Origin of the sequence: Streptomyces sp. NPDC057280 (assembly GCF_042668605.1) — a bacterium.
Classification (GTDB): Bacteria; Actinomycetota; Actinomycetes; order Streptomycetales; family Streptomycetaceae; genus Streptomyces.
The window spans coordinates 452,145-472,066 of the sequence record NZ_JBHUYR010000007.1 but is presented as its reverse complement, the minus strand read 5'-3'; the positions used below and the strand labels follow the sequence as shown (position 1 = coordinate 472,066).

Here is a 19,922-nt window from a genome sequence, read left to right as displayed (position 1 = left end):
GGGGCGTCAGCCCCCTCCCAACTCCTTCTCCAGCAGCACGGTGTCGATCCACCGATCGTGCTTGTGCCCTACGGCGGTCAGCCGCCCGGCGTCGGTGAAGCCGAAGCGGCGGTGCAGGGCGAGGGAGGCGGCGGCCGCGTCGCTGTCCGCGACCACGGCGATCATCCTCCGCTTCCCGGCCCCGGCCGCCGCCTCGATCAGCGCGCCCAGCAAGGCACTGCCCAGCCCCTTCCCGGTGGCGTCCGGGGCGAGATAGATCGAGTTCTCCACGGTGAACCGGTAGGCGGGCCGGGGTCGCCACGCGGTCGCGTACGCGTACCCGGCGACGTCCCCGGAGACCTCGGCGACCAGGAACGGCAGCCCCGCCTCGGCGAGTTCACGACGCCGCTCCTCCCACTCGGCGGCGGAGCGCGGGGTCTCCTCGAAGGTCGTGACGGTGTGCAGGACGTAGTGGGCGTAGATGGCGGCGACGGTGTCCAGGTCGGCGGGGGCGGCGGGGCGGAGGACCACGCCGGAGGCCGTGCCCGTGGGGGCGTCGGTGTGGGGGTGGGTGTTCGCGTCCATGTCCCTGTTCGTCTCGCTCTCTTCACGCCGGGACCGCACGACCCCGCGGCGCCGGTTCGCCGGGGCGTGCCGTCGACCTGGGCCCAACCTACGTCGCCGACACCGGTGTGGGGCTCCTGCTACGCGAGCGGGCCGAGGATCTCCTGGGACTCGATGAGGCCCTGGTCGCTGGGGGCCTTGCCGTGCTCGAAGACGCGGGCGGCCTGGCGGGCGCGGAGGTCGAGGTGGGCCTCGGCGGGCCTGGGGTAGCCGTGGCGGGCGCGGGCCTCGGCGGGCGTCAGTACTTCCCGCGTGCGGGGCGGGATGCCGAGCTTCATCGGCGCGATCACCGGGACCGTGGAGGGCGAGAGCCGTCCTATCAGGAGCAGTTCGAGCCGAGGGCTCAGATGGGCGAGCGCGAAGGCCGTCTTCATGACGGGCACGATGAGCGTGTCGAGGAGGCGTGACTGCCGGATGCCGGCCAGCTCGCGCATCCAGCGCGGCAGAGTGGCGATCGTGGCGATCCGCTGGGCCCGCGCGACGGCGAGGCTCGCGGGCTTCGCCCACCACGGCGTCGGCGGCAGCACGAGCTCGGTCCTGAGCAGATGGTTCATGGCCTGCCTGGCGATCGGGCTGGCGGACAGCCGCGGGCGCATGTCCGCGAAGTACGCCCGGATGCCCTCCCGGCTGCGCGGCACGTCGTCCGGGGAGCAGGTCTGGAGCTCCGCGGCGAGGGCGCAGGCCTCCCAGTACTCCGTCTCCTCCTGCTCGGTGAGCTTGCCGGGTCCGTACTTCTCGTAGGCGTAGAGGATCGAGTGCCAGCCGGTGAGCTGGATCCACAGCTGTGAGGCGGGGTCGTTGGCGTCGTAGGTGCCACCGCCGTACGGCAGCTCGCCGATCGCCTTGGAGTGGACCTTGACCAGGACGTCCGCGGCCTGGCAGACCTCACGGGTGCCGGCGAAGGCCACCATCGCGAAGTACCGCAGCGTGCGGTCGTAACGGGTGCGGGCGCGCCGGTAGATGCCCTGGGTCGCGTGCACGGCGGCCACGAGCGGCGGGTCGAGTTCCTCGACGACCACGGCGCGCTGGAAGCCCACGGTCGGGGCGGTCGGATAGCTCCAGACCTTCCACACGACCGAACCGGGCCCGAAGAAGCCGTAGTCCTCGTGCGGCTGCACCTCGCCGCGTCCGAACCTCTTGAGCTTCGCCATGAAGCCGCCCCTCACTTACGACACTGGTGTCTTAAATTAAGACACGCCTGTCGTAAACTGCCAAGGTGCCGACTCACGCGACTTCCGAAGACCGGCCCCGCAAACGACGCCCCTACGCCCCCCGCGTCCCGATCGAGCAGCGCCGCGAGCAACTGCTGGACGCCGCCCTCGCGGTGATCGTGAGCGACGGCTACGACCGGATCTCCGTCGACGCCGTCGCCAAGCGGGCCGACGTCGCCCGGTCCGTGGTCTACGGCGCCTACGACAACCTCGACACCCTGCTGACCGCGCTCCTCGACCGGCAGCAGGCCCGCGCCTTCGACCGCCTGCTCGCCACGCTGCCCGACTCCGCCGGGTCGCCCGACCCGGCCGCGTTCGCCGCGGAGACCGTACGGCGCATGTCCGCGATGCTCCATCAGGACCCGGACACCTGGCGGCTGATCCTGTCGCCGCCCGGCAACATGCCCGCCGTCGTGCGCGACCGCATCGAGGCGGACCGGGAACGCTTCCGGCACCTGGTCGAGGCCTGGCTCACCCGCCTCCCGGCCGACCGCGACGCCCCGCCCCTCGACCCGCGCGTCCTCGCCCACGCCCTGGTCGCCTGCGCCGAACACTTCGGCCGCCTGGCCCTCACGGCCCCCGGCACCTTCGACCCGGCACACCTGACCGACCAGGTGGAGCTGCTCCTCGGCACCCTCTGGCCACGGACGCGCTGACCCCGAAAACACGTCGGCGCCCGAACCGACCGAAGCCGGCTCGGGCGCCGCGAACCCGTAGGCCCTGTGGGACTCGAACCCACAACCAATGGATTAAAAGTCCACTGCTCTGCCAATTGAGCTAAGGGCCCAGGCGATGTTGCCTCCCCGAGCATAGCCGGACGCGGCCGTCTCTCCGATCGGGTATCGGGGACACGGCCGCGCCGGAGTCGGGTACCGGCCGCAAAGATCACGGATCCACCGGTTCGGGGGCGCCCTTGCGAGCCGCTTCCCGGGCCCGCGTCCGCTCGTGGTCGGGGTTGAGGAACCAGTGCCGGGCCGAGGCCAGCCACCAGGCCGCCGCGAAGCCGAGGACCACGAGGACGGCCACCGGCGCGTAGTTGAAGGTGTCCCAGTTGACCGGCGAGACCTGCGGGAGCATGAACAGGACCGTGATCACGCCGACCCACACCACCGACACCACGCCGATCGCCCGGGACCAGCGGCCCAGATGCCACGGCCCGCGCTCGAACTCCTCGCCCTTGCGCAGCCGCAGCAGAGTCGGGATGACGTACGCGATGTAGAGGCCGATCACCGCCACGGAGGTCACCGCCGCGTAGGCCGTGTAGTTGATCAGGTACGGCAGTCCCAGCAGCAACGCCCCGCCCGCCGCCAGCCACACGGCCGCCACGGGCGTGCGGGTGCGCGGGCTGACGGTGTGCCAGAGGTGCGAGAACGGGAGGGCACCGTCGCGCGAGAACGCGTAGATCATGCGGCTGTTGGCGGTCACGGACGCCATTCCGCAGAACAGCTGCGCCCCGATGACGACGAGCAGCAGCAGCTTGCCCGAGGTCGCGCCCAGCGCGTCCAGCAGGATCTGGGCGGGCGGCGCTCCCGTCGGGGAGTTCAGGGCACCGTCGTAGGACTGGATCGCGAAGGTGAAGCCGAGCAGCAGCACGAAGCCGGCGATCCACGAGGTCCAGATCGACTGCACGATCCCCTTCGGGCCGGCCGTCGAGGCGTCGTGCGTCTCCTCGGTCATGTGGGCGGAGGCGTCGTAGCCGGTGAAGGTGTACTGGGCCATCAGCAGCCCGAGCGCGACCACGTACACCCCGCTCCCCCAGCCCGTGTTGTTCACGAACTCGCCGAACACGAAGGACGCCGACTGGTGGTGGTCGGGGGCGAAGGTCAGCGCGCCGACGATGAGCGCGACGCCGATCACGTGCCACCACACGCTGATGTCGTTCAGCAGGGCGACGATCTTCACGCCGAAGGTGTTGAGCAGGCCGTGCAGGACGAGGATCGCGGCGAAGAGCAGGATCGTCCGGCCCGGGGTCACCTCGAAGTCGAACTGGAGGTTCAGGTAGGCGCCCAGGAAGGACGCGGCCCCGAAGTCGATGCCGGCGGTCACGGCGACCTGCCCGAGCACGTTGAACCAGCCCGTGAACCACGCCCACGCGGCGGCGGTCCGGGGCGGGGCCAGCCGGTGGGCCCAGAAGTACAGGCCCGCGGAGGTCGGGTACGCCGAACAGATCTCGGCCATCGACAGCCCGACGAACAACGTCATCAGCCCGACCGCGACCCAGCCCCAGGTGATCACCGCGGGGCCACCGGTGTTCATGCCGAACAGATACAGCGTCAGACAGCCCGACAGGACCGAGATGATCGTGAAGGACACCGCGTAGTTGGAGAACGCCGACATACGGCGGGCAAGGACCTGCGTGTAACCGAGCTGGGCCAGCCGTTCCTCGTCCGACAGGCCGGATGGCCCCTTGGACGGCCCGCTCGCTATCGCGTCATCTGTCATGCCCCCAGCATTTCCCTCGCCGGGGGCGTGACACACGCCACAACGTGGCCAAAAAATGCCGTTGTATACCTGCCGATCAGTGGCGATCTTCGTCCGCGGCCCGGACGCCCCCGGCCGTTGCCGTCCGTCGCAAGCCGTCTCCGGAAAGCCGAAGGGCCCGTACGACCGAAGTCGTACGGGCCCTTCTCAGACTGCGTCAGCCGTGGCCGCGTCAGCCGTTGCGCTTCCAGCGCGGCTTGTCGTCGCGGCGGCCGAAGGACGAGCCGGAACCGGAGCCGGTGCCACGGTGGTCGTCACGGCGGCCGTAGGGGCGCTCGTGGCCACCGGAGCGGAAGCCCGGACGGTCGTCGCGGCGGTCGCGGTTGAAGGGACGGTCGCTGCCACGGTGCCCACCGCGCTCGTCACGGCGCTCGAAGGAACGGCCCGCCGGACGGTCGTCGCGGCGGAAGCCGCCACGGTCGTTGTCCCGGCGCTCGAAGCCACGCTCGCCACGGTCGCGGTTGTCGCGGTTGTCGCGGTTGAAGCCACCGCGGTCGTCACGACGCTCGAAGGAACGCCCACCACGGTCATCGCGGCGGTCGTCACGGCGGAAGCCGCCACGGTCGTTGTCCCGACGCTCGAACCCACGGCCGCCACGGTCGTCACGACGCTCGAAAGAACGCCCACCACGGTCGTCACGCCGGTCGTCACGGCGGAAGCCGCCACGGTCGTTGTCCCGACGCTCGAACCCACGGCCACCGCGGTCGTCACGGCGCTCGAAAGAACGCCCACCACGGTCATCGCGGCGGAAGCCGCCACGGTCGTTGTCCCGACGCTCACGACGCTCGTACGGCGCCGCGCCCTCGGCCCGGTCGACGTCCTGCGCCGCGGGCTGCTCGGGCACGGACACCTCGGCGGCCTCGACGGCGGCCACGGCCTCCGCCTGCGCCTCGGCCACCGCGGTCTCCGGGTCCTCACCGCGGTCACGGGCGGCCCGGGCGACGAGACGGTCGGCCTCCTCGCGCAGCTCGGCGGCACGGCGCTGCGCCCGCTCCAGCTGCTTGGTCAGGGAGGCGACCTCACGCTCGGCCTGCTGCGCCGCGTTGCCCGCGGACTCGGCCTGGACCTCGGTCATCGACCGGGCACCGGTGATCTCGGCGACCTCGGGGTCGAAGGCGCCGGCACCCTGGATGATGTGCCGGCCGGCGTCGACGCCCGCGTCCTCCATCAGGCGGAAGATCTGGCGGCGCTGGTGCGGCAGGGAGAGGGAGACGACCGTACCCGTGCGACCGGCACGCGCCGTGCGGCCCGCGCGGTGCAGGTAGTCCTTGTGGTCACCGGCCGGGTCCACGTTGAGGACCAGGTCGATGCCGTCCACGTGGATACCGCGGGCGGCGACGTCGGTGGCGACGAGGACGTTGACGTAACCGTCCTTGAAGTCGGCCAGCGTCCGGGTGCGGGCACCCTGGGTCATGCCGCCGTGCAGCGCGTCGGCCTTCACACCGGACTCGCGCAGCTGCTCGGCGACGCGGTCGGCGCCCAGCTGGGTGCGGACGAAGATGATGGTGCGGCCCTTGCGGGAGGCGATGGCCGCGGTGACCGGCGCCTTGTCCTTGGGCTTCACGATCAGGATGTGGTGGGACATCGTCGTGACGTTGCCCTGAGCGCTGTCGACCTCGTGCGTGACGGGGTTGCTCAGGTAGCGCTTGACCAGGGTGGAGATCTCGTTCTCCATGGTCGCGGAGAACAGCATGCGCTGGCCGCCGGCCGGGACCTGGTCGAGCAGCTCGGTGACCTCGGGCAGGAAGCCCAGGTCGGACATCTGGTCGGCCTCGTCGAGGACGGCGACCTCGACGTTCTCCAGGGAGCAGGCGCCGCGGTTGATGATGTCGCGCAGCCGGCCCGGGGTGGCGACGAGGATGTCGACGCCGCGCTCCAGGGCGTAGATCTGGTTGCCCATGGACGTGCCGCCGCAGACGACCTTCATCTTCAGGCCGAGGACGTCGCCGTAGGGCTGGAGGGCGTCCGCCACCTGCATGGCGAGCTCACGGGTCGGGGTGAGGATGACCGCGCGGGGCTTGTGCTTCTCGGTGCGGCCGCCGGCGAGACGCGCCAGGGTCGGCAGACCGAAGGAGAGGGTCTTGCCGGAGCCGGTGCGGCCACGGCCGAGGATGTCCTTGCCGGCCAGGGCGTCCGGGATGGTCGCGGCCTGGATCGGGAAGGGGGTGGTCACACCGTTCTGCGCGAGCTTGCGCACGACGCCCTCGGGCAGACCGAGGTCGGCGAAGGTGACCTCGGGGGTCGCGTCAGCCGACTCGACGGTCTCGAGCGCCTCGACGGCCTCGTTCTCGTCGTTCTCGGGCATGACGATGTGATCAGAACTGGAAATGGACATGCGTAAGCGAAACCTTCCGGAGTCTCGTCGGCACGCGCCCGTCAACTCCGTGATTTCGCAATACGACCGCCTCTATGCGGTCAGCCACGGCAAGGGAGAGAACGCGCCACACGGCGCTCTCTGCAATGGCGCCGGGCAATGGGATCAAACGATCTACCACCATACGCACCCTCTACCCCCCAAGGCAAACCAATCCCCCCGGACTAGACGTACGTCACACCGCCGCACCCTCACGACACCGTCACCGCCTCACGCCGGTGACCCCGCCGTCGGCGCCGGCTCCCGCTGGACGAGTTGCGGCTCGGTGTCCGGGTGCGCGGAGGAGGACGGCTCGGCCGGGGGCGTCGACGGCTCCGGCGACGGGGGCTCGGGCGTCGGCGTCACCGGGTCCGGGTCGGCCGGCCGCGTCGGCGTCGGCTGCGCCTTGGTCGGGGTCGGCTGCCCCGGCTTGTCGGGCTTCCCGGGCTTGGGCTTCGCCGAGGGGGACGCCTCGTCCGCGGCGGACGCCGAGGCGGAGGGGGACGCGGACTCCCCGTCCTTCCCCTTGCCCTTCTCCTTCTTGCCGTGCTTGCCGTCGACGCCCGCCGCCCCGTACCCGGCGCCGCCGCCCGACACCGCCGCCCCGCCGTCCGGCGCCTCGCCGCCCCGCTCACCCGCGGAGTGCGAGGGCTTGGCGCTCTTTCCCCCCTCGTCGTCACCGACGCTCATGCAGCCGGCGGCAGCGGCGACGGCCATGACCGTGGCGGCCAGACGGACGGGTACGTACTTGGGGCGCACGGGCAGCCACCTCCGAGGGCGGGTGAGGAAGTCAACCCGTTCAACTCCCGCCGCCCGCAAGAGGACACGCGCAAGGCCCCGCTGCGGCCCGACCGCACCCGAACCGCGCCCGACCCCGCGGATCACGCCCCCGTCCCCGACAATGGCCCTGTGCTGGAGATGACGCGCGACGCCTTCGAAGAGCTGGTGGCCGAGGCCCTGGACCGGATCCCGCCCGAGCTGACCCGGGTCATGGACAACGTGGCGGTGTTCGTCGAGGACGAACCCCCGGCGGACGACCCCGACCTGCTCGGCCTCTACGAGGGCACCCCGCTCACCGAACGCGGCGAGTGGTACGCGGGCGTCCTCCCCGACCGCATCTCGATCTACATGGGCCCGACCCTGCGCCACTGCGAGACCCGCGACGACGTCGTCCACGAGGTCGCCGTCACCGTCGTCCACGAGATCGCCCACCACTTCGGCATCGACGACGAGCGCCTGCACGAACTCGGCTGGGGCTGACCCGCACCCCGCGGGCCACACCGCCGCATACCCGCCCCCGCACTTGGGCATACGGGACCAATGGCCCGCGTCCCCGCCGCAGTCCTGAACGCCCTGATCCGCATCCGACGCTCGCCGCGCACCTTCGCCCGGCACTACCGCACGCGCCGCCCGCACCCGGCCGTCGAGCTCGTGCCCCAGCCGCACCCGTGGGGCCGCGCCCTCGGCCTGGTCGCGGTCGTGCTGCTCGGCGCCTGGCTCGGCCTGCTGATCGTCGGCAACGTCCGCACCCCCGTCGGGCCCATGAACACCACGATGACCCTGCGCCCGTCCCTCACCGGCGGCACGAAGATCAACGTCTCCCCGCTCGGCGCCCTGCAACTGGACAGCCACCACGCCCCGGTCCGCCTGGACGTCAACGTGGACCAGCTCGACCCGGCCCGCTCCCAGGCCCTCGTCGACCACCCCGAACGCCTCTCCGGCCTCCAGGACGAGGTCGCGAAGGACGTCGAACACGGCACCCTCGACCTCGCGCTGCGCTCCTGCGTCGCCGTCGTCGCCGGCGCCACCGCCCTCGGCCTCGCCGTCTACCGCCGCCCGCGCCGCGCCCTCGCCGCCGGCGGCCTCGCCCTGACCCTGCTGGCGGCGTGCGGCGGGACGGCGTACGCCACCTGGAACCCCGACTCGGTCCTGCAGCCGAAGTTCTCCGGCCTGCTCTCCTCGGCCCCGTCCCTGGTCGGCAACGCCCGCAGCATCGTGACCGAGTTCGACGTCTACCAGCGGGAGTTGGCCCGCCTGGTGACGAACGTGACCAAGCTGTACGACGTCACGTCCACGCTCCCCGCCTACCAGCCGGATCCCACGACCATCCGCGTCCTGCACGTCTCCGACATTCACCTGAACCCGGCGAGCTGGAAGATCATCGCCTCGCTCGTGGAGCAGTACCAGGTCAACGTCATCGTCGACTCCGGCGACACCATGGACCACGGCACCGCCGCCGAGAACGGCTTCCTCGACCCGGTCGCCGACCTCGGGGCGCCCTACGTCTGGGTCCGCGGCAACCACGACTCCCGGGTCACCCAGCGCTACCTGGAAGGCATGAAGAACGTCCACGTCCTCGACGACGGCCGCGCCGAGACCGTCGCCGGGCTGCGCTTCGCCGGGCTGGGCGATCCCCAGTTCACGCCCGACCGCAGCGAGAAGTCCGGCTCCCAGGAGACCCAGGAGGCGGCCGGCGCCCGGCTCGCCGCGTCGCTGCGGGACTGGACGACCGCCGGGAAACCCGTCGACGTGGCCGTGATCCACGAGCCGTCCGCGGCCCGCGAGGTCGACGGCTCGGTCCCGCTGGTCCTCTCCGGGCATCTGCACCACGAGGGCACGGAGGTCATGGAGAACGGCACCCGGCTGCGCATCGAGGGCTCCACCGGCGGCAGCGGGCTGCGCGCGGTCGAGGGCAAGTACCCCGACCCGATCGAGGCCTCGATCCTCTACTTCGACCGCGACACCCGCCGCCTCCAGGCCTGGGACTCGATCAAACTGGGCGGCCTCGGCCTGACGACCGCCGAGGTCAGCCGCCACCTCCCCGAGGAGAACCGGCCGGGCGCGACCCCCACGCCGACCCTCTCCCCGACCCCGCCCTCCACCCCGTCCGGCCGGGCTCCCTAAACCGTTTTGGCGATACCTCCCGGCATCCCATATGCTTCTCACGTCCCCGACGCGCTGCGAAGCGCAAGGCGGGCCGATAGCCCTCATCGTCTAGCGGCCTAGGACGCCGCCCTTTCAAGGCGGTAGCACGGGTTCGAATCCCGTTGGGGGCACGCAACACCGTGTGCGACACTGTCGTACGCAACAGCTTGGTCCTGTGGAGCAGTTTGGAGTGCTCGCCACCCTGTCAAGGTGGAGGCCGCGGGTTCAAATCCCGTCAGGACCGCTGAGGTTTCCCTGAAGCCTCGTGGCTGGGTAGCTCAGTTGGTACGAGCGATCGCCTGAAAAGCGATAGGTCGCCGGTTCGACCCCGGCCCCAGCCACCATGATCGAAGCCCCTCCGGGAAACCGGAGGGGCTTCGGTATTCCTCGGTCAGAGCGAGCGCGGCGCGGACCGCTCCAGCACCGACAACAGTCCAGGGATCCTGACCTCGGCATACGACTCCGCCAGGCCCAGTTGTGCCTGGCCAGGCATCGGAGTGCCTAGCCCTTCCCCGAAGTGGTGGTGGGCGGAGATCAGCGACCCCATGCGGATGTCCGGATCCGACGCCTCGAAGAGCGCCTCCGCGACCTTCGGAAGATGCCAGTTGAAGGGCGTGGCCCAGTAGTCGTCCCGCACCCCCGCCAGGCCCGGTTCGATCTCCGCGAACAGATCGAGCTTCTCGTGGAAGTAGCGGGAGTCGTGGAAGTACGTGGCCGCCAGCCCCAGAATCCCGTCGCTGCCCCGCCGAACAAGGATCTTGTAGGCGGCATTGAGTGCCTGCAGCCCCCAGGTGTTCAGCATGCGCTCGATCACCACCAGCGTGGCGTCCGCGCCGTCCTGCTTCTCCAGCCCTCGCAGGGCCGCGACCTGGACCGTCTGGTCGTGACCGGTGAGCGCGTACTCCCGGAGGACCGGCACATACCGGAACTGCCCCGCTCCGGCGCGCAGCGCCCGCAACAGCTCCTGCCGCTCTCGCCGCTCTGGGTGGATGAGCTCCACCAGCTGCTCCAACGCCGCGGAGTAACCCTCCGAGGAGGAGATGTCCAAGCAGTACTTCGTTCGGAGGTCGACGGGGATCTCCCTCACGTCGACACCCCCGGCGAGCACCGGCACCACCCGCAGCTTGGCCCCCTCGATCTCGCGCAGCATGCCCACGTTCAGTTCGTAGTTCACCCAGTCCGAGGCGAGCGAAGCCGGGGTCAGCAGCACCATGAAGGTGCGAGCCTGAGCGATCCCGTCACTGATCCGCTCCCGCAGCGTGTCCCCCGGGCGCATCTCCCAACGGTCGTACCAAAGGCTTACCTTGCGAGCCCGTAGATCCTCGGCGAACTTCGTGACCAGCGGGCGATCGGACTGTGAGTAACTGACGAACAGGTCGTACGTCTTCTTGGCCGAGGCAGCAGGCATGGGCCGAGGCTAGCGTCCGGCAAGGAACCTGCGGGGGCGTTTTGCTTGGCAGCGGGTTCGGGCCGGCGCTACGTTCTGGCTGGTCGGCACAGGACTCAGGGGGAGACGATGGCCAAGGCGGTGCAAGGGGACGGGGTGGAGCTCGCCCGGGCTCGGTACGGGCTGCTGGCGGTGGTGTCCAGCAATCTCGCGATCGCGGTGGTGGCGCTCGTCGGGGTGTGGCGGCTCGACGGCGACAAGGCGGTCGTCGTCGGCGTGCTCACGGCGGCCTTCACCGCGGTGAGCACCATGACGACCGCCTATCTGGGGATCAAGGCCGTCTCCAACACGGCCAGGTCGATCGCCCTCGACGAGAACCGTCGCCGGCGTGAGACGGAGGCCGGGACTGCGGTGCCCGCGCAGGCCCCGGTGGACGTTCTCTAGGGCCCTCCCCCCCGGTACCGCGGCAAAAGCGTTCGCCATGAATTTCGCCGGGATGAGATCCTGGATCGCGTATGTCTACGCATCCCGCCCCCGCCCCCGGCGCCTCCGACGCCCCGAGCCTCGGCGCCCTCGCCCCCCGCCTGAGCGAGCTGTCCCTGCGCGACGCGCACCGGATCGGCCGCAGGCTCGAAGGCGCGCGCAAGATCCGCAAGCCGGAGGCCCGTGCCGCCGTGCTCGCCGAGATCGAGGGCGAGGTCGCGAAGGCCGAGGAACGCATGGCCGGGCGCCGCTCCCGCGTGCCCGCCGTCAGCTACCCCGAGCAGCTCCCGGTCAGCCAGAAGAAGGACGAGATCGCGGACGCCATCCGTGATCACCAGGTCGTGATCGTGGCCGGTGAGACCGGGTCCGGCAAGACGACCCAGATCCCGAAGATCTGCATGGAGCTGGGGCGTGGCGTCCGCGGCATGATCGGGCACACCCAGCCGCGCCGGATCGCCGCCCGTACCGTCGCCGAGCGCGTGGCCGAGGAGCTGAACACCCCCCTCGGCGAGGCCGTCGGCTGGAAGGTGCGGTTCACCGACCAGGTGAACCCGGACGCCACCTTCGTCAAGCTGATGACCGACGGCATCCTGCTCGCCGAGATCCAGACCGACCGCGAGCTGCGCGCCTACGACACGATCATCATCGACGAGGCCCACGAGCGGTCCCTCAACATCGACTTCCTGCTCGGCTATCTGGCCCAGCTGCTGCCGAAGCGGCCGGATCTGAAAGTCGTCATCACCTCCGCCACCATCGATCCCGAGCGCTTCTCCCGGCACTTCGGGGACGCCCCGATCGTCGAGGTCAGCGGCCGGACGTACCCGGTGGAGGTGCGGTACCGGCCGTTGCTCGAAGAGGACTCGGACGACGCCGACCGCGACCAGATCACCGCGATCTGCGACGCCGTCGAGGAGCTTCAGGGCGAGGGCAAGGGCGACATCCTGGTCTTCCTCTCGGGAGAGAGGGAGATCCGGGACACCGCCGACGCGCTCAACAAGAAGAACTACCGGTTCACGGAGGTCCTCCCTCTCTACGCCCGGCTCTCGCACGCCGAGCAGCACCGCGTCTTCCAGCCGCACACCGGCCGCAGGATCGTTCTGGCGACGAACGTCGCCGAGACCTCGCTGACCGTCCCGGGCATCAAGTACGTCATCGACCCGGGCTTCGCCCGTATCTCCCGCTACAGCCACCGCACCAAGGTCCAGCGCCTCCCCATCGAGCCGATCTCGCAGGCCAGCGCCAACCAGCGCAAGGGCCGCTGCGGACGCACGAGTGACGGCGTCTGCATCCGGCTGTACAGCGAGGACGACTTCCTCGCCCGCCCGGAGTTCACGGACGCGGAGATCCTCCGGACGAACCTCGCCTCCGTCATCCTCCAGATGACCGCGGCCGGCCTCGGCGACATCGAGAAGTTCCCCTTCATCGACCCGCCGGACCACCGCAACATCCGCGACGGCGTGCAGCTCCTCCAGGAGCTCGGCGCGCTGAACCCGGCCGAGAAGGACCCGCGCAAGCGCCTCACCGACACCGGCCGCAAGCTCGCCCAGCTGCCCGTGGACCCCCGTCTGGCCCGGATGGTTCTCGAGGCCGACAAGAACGGCTGTGTCCGCGAGGTCATGGTCATAGCGGCGGCGCTGTCCATCCAGGACCCGCGTGAGCGCCCCGCCGACAAGCAGACCCAGGCCGACCAGCAGCACGCCCGCTTCCGCGACGAGACCAGCGACTTCCTCGCCTATCTGAACCTGTGGCGGTACGTCCGCGAGCAGCAGAAGGAGCGGGGCTCGAGCTCCTTCCGCCGGATGTGCAAGCAGGAGTACCTCAACTTCCTGCGCATCCGCGAGTGGCAGGACATCTATACGCAACTGCGTACCGTCGCCAAGCAGATGGGCATCCATCTCAACGAGGACGACGCGCCCGACCAGTCCGTCCACGTCTCCCTCCTCGCCGGCCTTCTCTCCCACATCGGGATGAAGGACGTGAAGGACGGCAACAAGAACGAGTATCTGGGCGCCCGCAGCGCCAAGTTCGCGATCTTCCCGGGTTCGTCGCTCTTCAAGAAGCAGCCCCGTTTCGTCATGTCGGCGGAACTGGTGGAGACTTCACGCCTCTGGGCCCGCGTCAACGCCAAGATCGAGCCGGAGTGGGTCGAGCCGCTCGCCGAGCATCTGCTGAAGCGGACGTACTCCGAACCGCACTGGGAGAAGGACCAGGCGGCCGTGATGGCGTACGAGAAGGTCACGCTGTACGGCGTGCCGATCGTCGCCCAGCGCAAGGTCAACTACGGCCGGATCGATCCCGAGACGAGCCGCGAGCTTTTCATTCGCAACGCGCTCGTCGAGGGCGACTGGCGTACGCACCACAAGTTCTACGCCGACAACCGCAGACTGCTGAGCGAGGTCGAGGAGCTCGAACACCGCGCCCGGCGCCGGGACATCGTCGTCGACGACGACACCCTCTTCGACTTCTACGACCAGCGGGTGCCCGAACACGTCGTCTCCGGCGCGCACTTCGACTCCTGGTGGAAGCGCAAGCGGCACGAGCAGCCCGACTTCCTCGACTTCGAGCGGGAGATGCTCATCCGGGAGTCGGCGGAGGCGGTCACCAAGGCCGACTATCCGGACTCCTGGCGGCAGGGCCCGCTCAAGTTCCGGGTCACGTACCAGTTCGAGCCGGGCGCGGACGCCGACGGTGTCACCGTCCACATCCCGCTCCAGGTCCTCAACCAGGTCACGGACGAGGGCTTCGACTGGCAGATCCCGGGCCTGCGCGAGGAGGTCGTGACGGAGCTGATCCGCTCCCTCCCCAAGCCGATCCGGCGCAACTACGTCCCGGCGCCGAACTTCGCCAAGCGCTTCCTGGACACGGCGGTCCCTCTCCAGGAGCCGCTCACGACCACCATGGCCCGTGAGCTGAAGCGCATGGTCGGCGTGCCCTTCGAGGCCGAGGACTTCGACTGGTCGAAGATCCCGGACCACCTGCGCATCACCTTCCGGATCGTCGACGAGCGGCGCCGCAAGCTGGCCGAGGACAAGGATCTGGAAGCGCTGAAGCTCCGGCTGAAGCCGAAGGCGCGCCAGGCCCTCTCGCAGGCCGCCGCGGCCACCGCCGAGCGCCAGGGCGGCGAGTCCCTGGAGCGCAAGGGCCTGACGGACTGGACGATCGGCACGCTGACGCGGGTCTTCGAGACGCGCCGGGCGGGTCAGCCGGTGAAGGCGTACCCGGCCCTCGTGGACGACGGCGACACGGTCTCGGTCCGCCTCTTCGACACGGAGGCGGAGCAGGCGGAGGCGATGTGGAAGGGCACCCGCAGGCTGGTGCTCCGCAACATCCCGGTGAACCCGGCGAAGTTCGCGAGCGATCACCTGACGAACGCCCAGAAGCTGGCGCTCTCGGCCAACCCGCACGGCACGATCCAGGCCCTGTTCGACGACTGCGCGATGGCGGCGGCGGACAAGCTGATCGGCGACTTCGGGGGACCGGCGTGGGACGAGGAGTCGTACCGGAAGCTGTACGACAAGGTCCGCGCGGAGATCGTCGACACGACGGTGCGTACGGTCGGGCAGGTGCAGCAGGTGCTGGCCGCCTGGCAGGCCTGTGAGCGCCGTCTGAAGGGCGTACGCAGCCCCGCGCTCCTCGCGAACCTGACGGACGTGCGCAAGCAGCTGGACGCCCTCGTGAAGCCCGGCTTCGTGACGGCGACGGGGCTGCGCCGGCTGCCGGACCTGATGCGCTACCTGGTCGCCGCCGACCGTCGCCTCCAGCAGATGCCGACGGCCGTGCAGCGGGACACCACGCGCATGGAGAAGGTCCACGAGATGCAGGACGAGTACGCCTGGCTCCTGGAGCAGATGCCGCAGGGCCGCCCGGTGCCGGCCGCCGTCCTGGACATCCGCTGGATGATCGAGGAGCTCCGGGTCAGCTATTTCGCCCACGCGCTGGGCACGGCGTACCCCATCTCGGACAAGCGGATCGTGAAGGCGATCGACGCGGCCGTCCCGTGACCGACCGTGCACACCGGGTGAGTTCGCGCAGGAGGCTCACCCTCCTGTACAGTCCTTCTCGCAGCGCAACGCACCAGTAAGCGCCGCGAAACCTGGTCCTGTGGAGCAGTTTGGAGTGCTCGCCACCCTGTCAAGGTGGAGGCCGCGGGTTCAAATCCCGTCAGGACCGCAACAAGGAAGCCCGGATCTTCGGATCCGGGCTTCTTTTTCGTGCGTCCAGCCGTACGCCGACCAACTGGACCTCTCCTCGCACAGCCCTCTCAGCCGCCTCGCGCCGTCTTGACGGCGTCACATTCGGTCGGTACCCAGAAACCAGGGCCCCTTCCCTGTGCGGCCCCTGGAGGTGGCGTATGGCGGCTTCGGTCAGGCACGAGACTCGGGCCCTGCTCCGTGCACATCTGTCGGCCGCCTCCTCCTATCGCCATCTGACGCGCCACTGCCCGATCTGCCATCAGCTGCTGCGGCTGGCCATGGACTCCCCGCCCCGCACCGCCGCGGAGGCGGCCGCCGAGCCGGCGGAGGACGAAAGTCCCGCCGACGCGTGACCAACGGCGGCCCCAACACCCGTACCGGCGTGGGACGGTGGAACGCGTGGCTCCTCTAGCGCACCGGAGTCAGGCGCAACAAGGACTCTGGCATGTGACGGGTGTCACCGCATGAGTTTCTGAAACCGCGGTACTTACACCCGGCCTACAACTGGTCAATTTAATATGTGCAATTGCACCAGCCTGGGCGGGGCGTCCACAGGAGATCCGACACCCCTCCCCAGACTCCGACAAGCCCGCTCACAGAGCCGTCGGCAAGACTCCCCGCGCGCACAAAAAAGATCGCGCTGGACCCGGCGGAGTCCAGCGCGATCGACGACGCACCCTGTGATGTTCTTGGGATGAGCTTGGGCGTGGGCCCCGTTGGGGCGGAACCCGCGTCGCTTGGAGCTTTGTGAAGCGGTGTCACGGGCGTATCGGCACGTTGGGGGACCTGCCGGTTTGCCCGTTATTCAGTTGGTTCAGGCCTCGCTGCGCTGCTGCGGGATGCCCGCGAGCAGTGCACGGACCTCCGCCTCGCGGTAGCGGCGGTGCCCGCCGAGCGTACGGATGGAAGTAAGCTTCCCGGCCTTCGCCCACCGCGTGACCGTCTTCGGGTCCACGCGGAACATGGTGGCGACCTCAGCCGGGGTCAGCAGCGGCTCGGCATCAGGGGTGCGAGCGGTCATGAGCGGCCTCCTCGGGAGAACCGAACCTTCTCGGTTCTTTCCTCTAAATTCTGCACCTTGACCCGCGTTGCCCGAAATGGCGGACGCGAGTCGAGTCGGTTATAGGACGAACGGCTTGTCCTCGGCACTACAACTACACCATCTGTCCAGCCGCGTCGGCCAAACCGATGGAATTGCCCCCCAGGTGTTCATCGGCGACAGAGGCCGATGGACCATGCCATAGCGGACAGTCACGCCACTGTGACGATCAGTCACAGGGCGATCAGGAGTCACCAGACCCCCCAAAGCGGAACCTCCCCCGGGCCCCTTGTCCTATTTTGGCATGAGGAGGGGGAAGAGACGCAAGGGCCAGGTACGTGCGGTCCATCACGCTTGACCGCACTTGAGCGTCAGTTGAGATGAAAGCCCGGATCGTGACGTACGTCCCATGTGGGGCGGACCTCAAGCTCCGGGCAACTCAGTGCGAGGACAAAACCCCAAAACGAGCGTCACGTCAAACACCCGTTCGTGACCTAAGCCGCGCTCAGTTCGCCGAGCGCCGGTCCCTGACCGACCGCCAGCGCTCCACGAGCCGCCCGTAGGCCTCTCCCGCGGCCGCCCCGTCACCCCGCCGCAGCGCCTCGATGCCCTCGGCCACGTCCGCCGCCGAGTGGTCGTCCTCCAGCTCGCCGGCCGGCAGCGTGTGCACCAGGCCGCCGTAGTCCAGCTCGACGAGCGAGCGCGGGTGGAACTCCTCCAGCCAACGCCCCACGTCCACCAGGCCGTCGATGAGCGGCCCCTCGTCGAGGGTGTCCTTCAGGGTCCGCAGGGCCCGCGCCACCCGGCGCCGCGCCTGCACCATCGGCGTCCGGTAGCGCAGCATCGCCGGGATCTCCCCCGACCCCTTGTCGAAGGACCGCTCCTCGTCGCCGACCAGCACGAACCAGTGCAGCGGCACCTGCCAGGTCGAGGAGCGGATCCAGGGGCGGGCGTCCGGGTTCCGGATCAGCCACCGCTCGTAGTCCTGCGCCGCCTGCCGCCGCACCACCTCCGGCAGCACCGCGTCCAGGACCGGCTTCGGCAGCTCCTCGCCCAGGTCCCCCAGCGCCTGCCAGCCGCGCAGCCGGGTCCGCCAGGGGCAGACGCAGACCACGCCGTCCACGTCCAGCACGAAGGCGTCGCTGCTCTCGTGCACCGGCACGGCCATCGGCGGGGTGGGCAGCAAGTCGGCCAGGGAGCGGCGCAGTTCGTCCTGGTACGAGGGGCGGTCGGGGCGGTGGGCGTAACGCGCCCAGTGGCTGCGCTCCGGCTCCGGGAAGGCGGCCAGCGGCTCGTACACACGGAGATAGGTCGGATACGGGACGACCACCGAGGACACCTTGGGCACGCCTGCTCCCTCCCCCGCCCACTGCCAGGAAAACCTGCGGAACCCGCTCACAAACGGGTCGGAAATCTATGCAAATCGTCGCACGGGGGTACTCCGTGCGTAGGTGATCCTGAGCACGGCGAGGTGGACGGGTGCAACCAGGCTCTAATCTCGTGCCCACAGCGCCCGCCACCCTTACGGGAGCTGCTCCCGACCGCCGCTACGCATCCAGGAGTCACCACAGTGACCGAAGTATCAGCCGGCGTCCTGCACACCCTGTTCCACTCGGACCAGGGCGGTCATGAGCAAGTCGTGCTCTGCCAGGACCGTGCCAGTGGCCTGAAGGCCGTCATCGCCATCCACTCCACCGCGCTGGGCCCCGCCCTCGGCGGCACCCGCTTCTACCCGTACGCGACCGAGGAGGAGGCCGTCGCCGACGCCCTGAACCTCGCGCGCGGGATGTCGTACAAGAACGCCATGGCCGGCCTGGACCACGGCGGCGGCAAGGCCGTGATCATCGGCGACCCGGACACGGTCAAGAGCGAGGAACTGCTGCTCGCCTACGGCCGGTTCGTCGCCTCGCTCGGCGGGCGCTACGTGACGGCCTGCGACGTCGGCACGTACGTCGCCGACATGGACGTCGTCGCCCGTGAATGCCGCTGGACCACCGGCCGTTCGCCCGAGAACGGCGGCGCCGGCGACTCCTCCGTGCTCACCGCGTTCGGCGTCTACCAGGGCATGCGGGCCTCCGCCCAGCACCTGTGGGGCGACCCCTCGCTGCGCGGCCGCAAGGTCGGCATCGCGGGCGTCGGCAAGGTCGGCCACCACCTGGTGACCCACCTGCGCGAGGAGGGCGCCGAGGTCGTCATCACGGACGTCCGCGAGGAGGCCGTGGGCCGCATCCTGGCGGCGCACCCGACCGGCGTCACGGCCGTCGCCGACACCGCCACCCTGATCCGCGCCGAAGGCCTGGACATCTACGCCCCCTGCGCGCTGGGCGGCGCCCTGAACGACGACACCGTGCCCGCGCTCACCGCGAAGATCGTCTGCGGCGCGGCCAACAACCAGCTCGAACACCCGGGTGTGGAGAAGGATCTCGCCGACCGCGGCATCCTCTACGCACCGGACTACGTGGTGAACGCGGGCGGGGTCATCCAGGTCGCCGACGAGCTGCACGGCTTCGACTTCGACCGGTGCAAGGCGAAGGCGGCGAAGATCTTCGACACCACGCTCGCCATATTCGCACGTGCGAAGGTGGACGGTATCCCGCCGGCCGCCGCGGCCGACCGGATCGCCGAGCAGCGGATGCACGAGGCGGCGGTGGCGCGCCGGGCGCGCTGACCGCCGTAGCGGCGCATGACCGGTACCCGTCGGCGGGCACTTAGAGAGAACTCTCACGTTCGTCGGCGGGTCGGCCGCCAAGAAGTGGTTAAAATCGCGGTTGACCAGCGGGGACAGGGCGCCTCGCGGGTTCTGGTGCCAGGCACGTCCTGTGGGCGACGTACCGTATGGGCGTGGGCTCAGGTACCGTGGAAGCCCTACGGGCCGGTCTCTCTGCGGAGAGCCCGTTCCAGATCATGAACGCGTGTCAAGACTCTGGGGCCATCGAGCCCCGTCACCGAGGGGGTCGAGCCATGGGGCGCGGCCGGGCAAAGGCCAAGCAGACGAAGGTCGCCCGCCAGCTGAAGTACAGCAGCGGCGGGACTGACCTGTCGCGTCTGGCCAATGAGCTGGGCGCTTCGACTTCGCAGCAGCCGCCGAATGGCGAGCCGTTCGAAGACGACGATGAAGACGACCCGTACGCCCAGTACGCGGATCTCTATAACGACGACGATGAGGACGAGGACGACGAGTCCGGTCCGTCGTCTCAGCAACGCCGCGGCGCTTGACGCTCCAGCAGTGCGCAACCCGGTCCGGTAG

General features: G+C 69.9%; 16 protein-coding genes and 5 tRNA genes. 12 read left to right on the top strand and 9 right to left on the bottom strand.

What is annotated here, in order from left to right; all coding sequences use genetic code 11:
• Positions 1-6 precede the first annotated feature (6 nt).
• Both ACFUO4_RS34570 and ACFUO4_RS34565 read right to left on the bottom strand, forming a co-directional pair.
• Positions 7-564 carry a GNAT family N-acetyltransferase gene (locus ACFUO4_RS34570; protein WP_383492203.1) on the bottom strand — a complete coding sequence of 186 codons (558 nt, stop codon included), beginning with the start codon at positions 562-564 and terminating at the stop codon, positions 7-9.
• A gap of 119 nt (positions 565-683) precedes the next feature.
• Positions 684-1,754 (bottom strand): oxygenase MpaB family protein, encoded by a 1,071-nt coding sequence (locus ACFUO4_RS34565; RefSeq protein ID WP_079310195.1) that lies wholly within the window; start codon positions 1,752-1,754, stop codon positions 684-686.
• A 65-nt stretch (positions 1,755-1,819) separates the two neighbouring features.
• Between ACFUO4_RS34565 and ACFUO4_RS34560 the strand changes: the two genes are divergently transcribed.
• Positions 1,820-2,470, top strand: a complete 651-nt coding sequence (locus tag ACFUO4_RS34560) for a TetR/AcrR family transcriptional regulator (RefSeq protein ID WP_383492200.1) — start codon at positions 1,820-1,822, stop codon at positions 2,468-2,470.
• 58 nt (positions 2,471-2,528) lie between these two features.
• Here the strand turns inward: ACFUO4_RS34560 and ACFUO4_RS34555 are convergent.
• The 4 genes from ACFUO4_RS34555 to ACFUO4_RS34540 all read right to left on the bottom strand — a co-directional run bounded on the left by ACFUO4_RS34555 (position 2,529) and on the right by ACFUO4_RS34540 (position 7,407).
• A tRNA-Lys gene (locus ACFUO4_RS34555) sits at positions 2,529-2,601 on the bottom strand.
• Between the two features lie 98 nt (positions 2,602-2,699).
• Entirely contained in the window at positions 2,700-4,256 is a 1,557-nt protein-coding gene (locus ACFUO4_RS34550) for an amino acid permease (RefSeq protein ID WP_079310193.1), read from the bottom strand.
• Between the two features lie 211 nt (positions 4,257-4,467).
• Complete coding sequence (locus tag ACFUO4_RS34545; protein ID WP_383492196.1) at positions 4,468-6,630, bottom strand: DEAD/DEAH box helicase; 2,163 nt, start codon at positions 6,628-6,630, stop codon at positions 4,468-4,470.
• A gap of 249 nt (positions 6,631-6,879) precedes the next feature.
• The gene (locus tag ACFUO4_RS34540) at positions 6,880-7,407 is read right to left on the bottom strand and encodes a hypothetical protein (protein WP_383492193.1); all 528 of its coding nucleotides are present in this window, start codon (positions 7,405-7,407) and stop codon (positions 6,880-6,882) included.
• Between the two features lie 150 nt (positions 7,408-7,557).
• On the opposite strand from ACFUO4_RS34540, the gene ACFUO4_RS34535 reads away from it, so the two are divergent.
• The 5 genes from ACFUO4_RS34535 to ACFUO4_RS34515 all read left to right on the top strand — a co-directional run bounded on the left by ACFUO4_RS34535 (position 7,558) and on the right by ACFUO4_RS34515 (position 9,917).
• Entirely contained in the window at positions 7,558-7,908 is a 351-nt protein-coding gene (locus ACFUO4_RS34535) for a metallopeptidase family protein (RefSeq protein WP_079310191.1), read from the top strand.
• A gap of 60 nt (positions 7,909-7,968) precedes the next feature.
• Positions 7,969-9,552: a metallophosphoesterase gene (locus tag ACFUO4_RS34530; protein ID WP_383492190.1), complete on the top strand. Its 1,584-nt coding sequence runs from the start codon at positions 7,969-7,971 to the stop codon at positions 9,550-9,552.
• Between the two features lie 79 nt (positions 9,553-9,631).
• Positions 9,632-9,704 (top strand) — tRNA-Glu (locus ACFUO4_RS34525).
• Between the two features lie 38 nt (positions 9,705-9,742).
• A tRNA-Asp gene (locus tag ACFUO4_RS34520) sits at positions 9,743-9,817 on the top strand.
• Between the two features lie 23 nt (positions 9,818-9,840).
• A tRNA-Phe gene (locus tag ACFUO4_RS34515) sits at positions 9,841-9,917 on the top strand.
• A 47-nt stretch (positions 9,918-9,964) separates the two neighbouring features.
• Here ACFUO4_RS34515 and ACFUO4_RS34510 read toward each other — a convergent pair.
• The gene (locus tag ACFUO4_RS34510; protein ID WP_383492187.1) at positions 9,965-10,981 is read right to left on the bottom strand and encodes a toll/interleukin-1 receptor domain-containing protein; all 1,017 of its coding nucleotides are present in this window, start codon (positions 10,979-10,981) and stop codon (positions 9,965-9,967) included.
• 108 nt (positions 10,982-11,089) lie between these two features.
• Between ACFUO4_RS34510 and ACFUO4_RS34505 the strand changes: the two genes are divergently transcribed.
• The 4 genes from ACFUO4_RS34505 to ACFUO4_RS34490 all read left to right on the top strand — a co-directional run bounded on the left by ACFUO4_RS34505 (position 11,090) and on the right by ACFUO4_RS34490 (position 15,989).
• A complete protein-coding gene (locus ACFUO4_RS34505; protein ID WP_383492184.1) occupies positions 11,090-11,404 on the top strand; it encodes a hypothetical protein in 315 nt (104 codons plus the stop codon).
• Positions 11,405-11,475: 71 nt separating this feature from the next.
• Complete coding sequence (gene hrpA / locus ACFUO4_RS34500; RefSeq protein WP_383492181.1) at positions 11,476-15,444, top strand: ATP-dependent RNA helicase HrpA; 3,969 nt, start codon at positions 11,476-11,478, stop codon at positions 15,442-15,444.
• Between the two features lie 94 nt (positions 15,445-15,538).
• Positions 15,539-15,613, top strand: a tRNA-Asp gene (locus tag ACFUO4_RS34495).
• Positions 15,614-15,794: 181 nt separating this feature from the next.
• Positions 15,795-15,989 carry a DUF6274 family protein gene (locus tag ACFUO4_RS34490; RefSeq protein ID WP_079310188.1) on the top strand — a complete coding sequence of 65 codons (195 nt, stop codon included), beginning with the start codon at positions 15,795-15,797 and terminating at the stop codon, positions 15,987-15,989.
• Between the two features lie 461 nt (positions 15,990-16,450).
• Here the strand turns inward: ACFUO4_RS34490 and bldC are convergent, their stop codons facing one another.
• Together bldC and ACFUO4_RS34480 are read right to left on the bottom strand one after the other, a co-directional pair.
• Positions 16,451-16,657, bottom strand: a complete 207-nt coding sequence (gene bldC / locus ACFUO4_RS34485; RefSeq protein ID WP_003949541.1) for a developmental transcriptional regulator BldC — start codon at positions 16,655-16,657, stop codon at positions 16,451-16,453.
• A gap of 523 nt (positions 16,658-17,180) precedes the next feature.
• A complete protein-coding gene (locus ACFUO4_RS34480; RefSeq protein ID WP_079310187.1) occupies positions 17,181-18,023 on the bottom strand; it encodes a hypothetical protein in 843 nt (280 codons plus the stop codon).
• 222 nt (positions 18,024-18,245) lie between these two features.
• Between ACFUO4_RS34480 and ACFUO4_RS34475 the strand changes: the two genes are divergently transcribed.
• A complete protein-coding gene (locus tag ACFUO4_RS34475; protein WP_383492176.1) occupies positions 18,246-19,343 on the top strand; it encodes a Leu/Phe/Val dehydrogenase in 1,098 nt (365 codons plus the stop codon).
• A gap of 293 nt (positions 19,344-19,636) precedes the next feature.
• Positions 19,637-19,891: a DUF3073 domain-containing protein gene (locus tag ACFUO4_RS34470; RefSeq protein ID WP_059194509.1), complete on the top strand. Its 255-nt coding sequence runs from the start codon at positions 19,637-19,639 to the stop codon at positions 19,889-19,891.
• Positions 19,892-19,922: the final 31 nt, after the last annotated feature.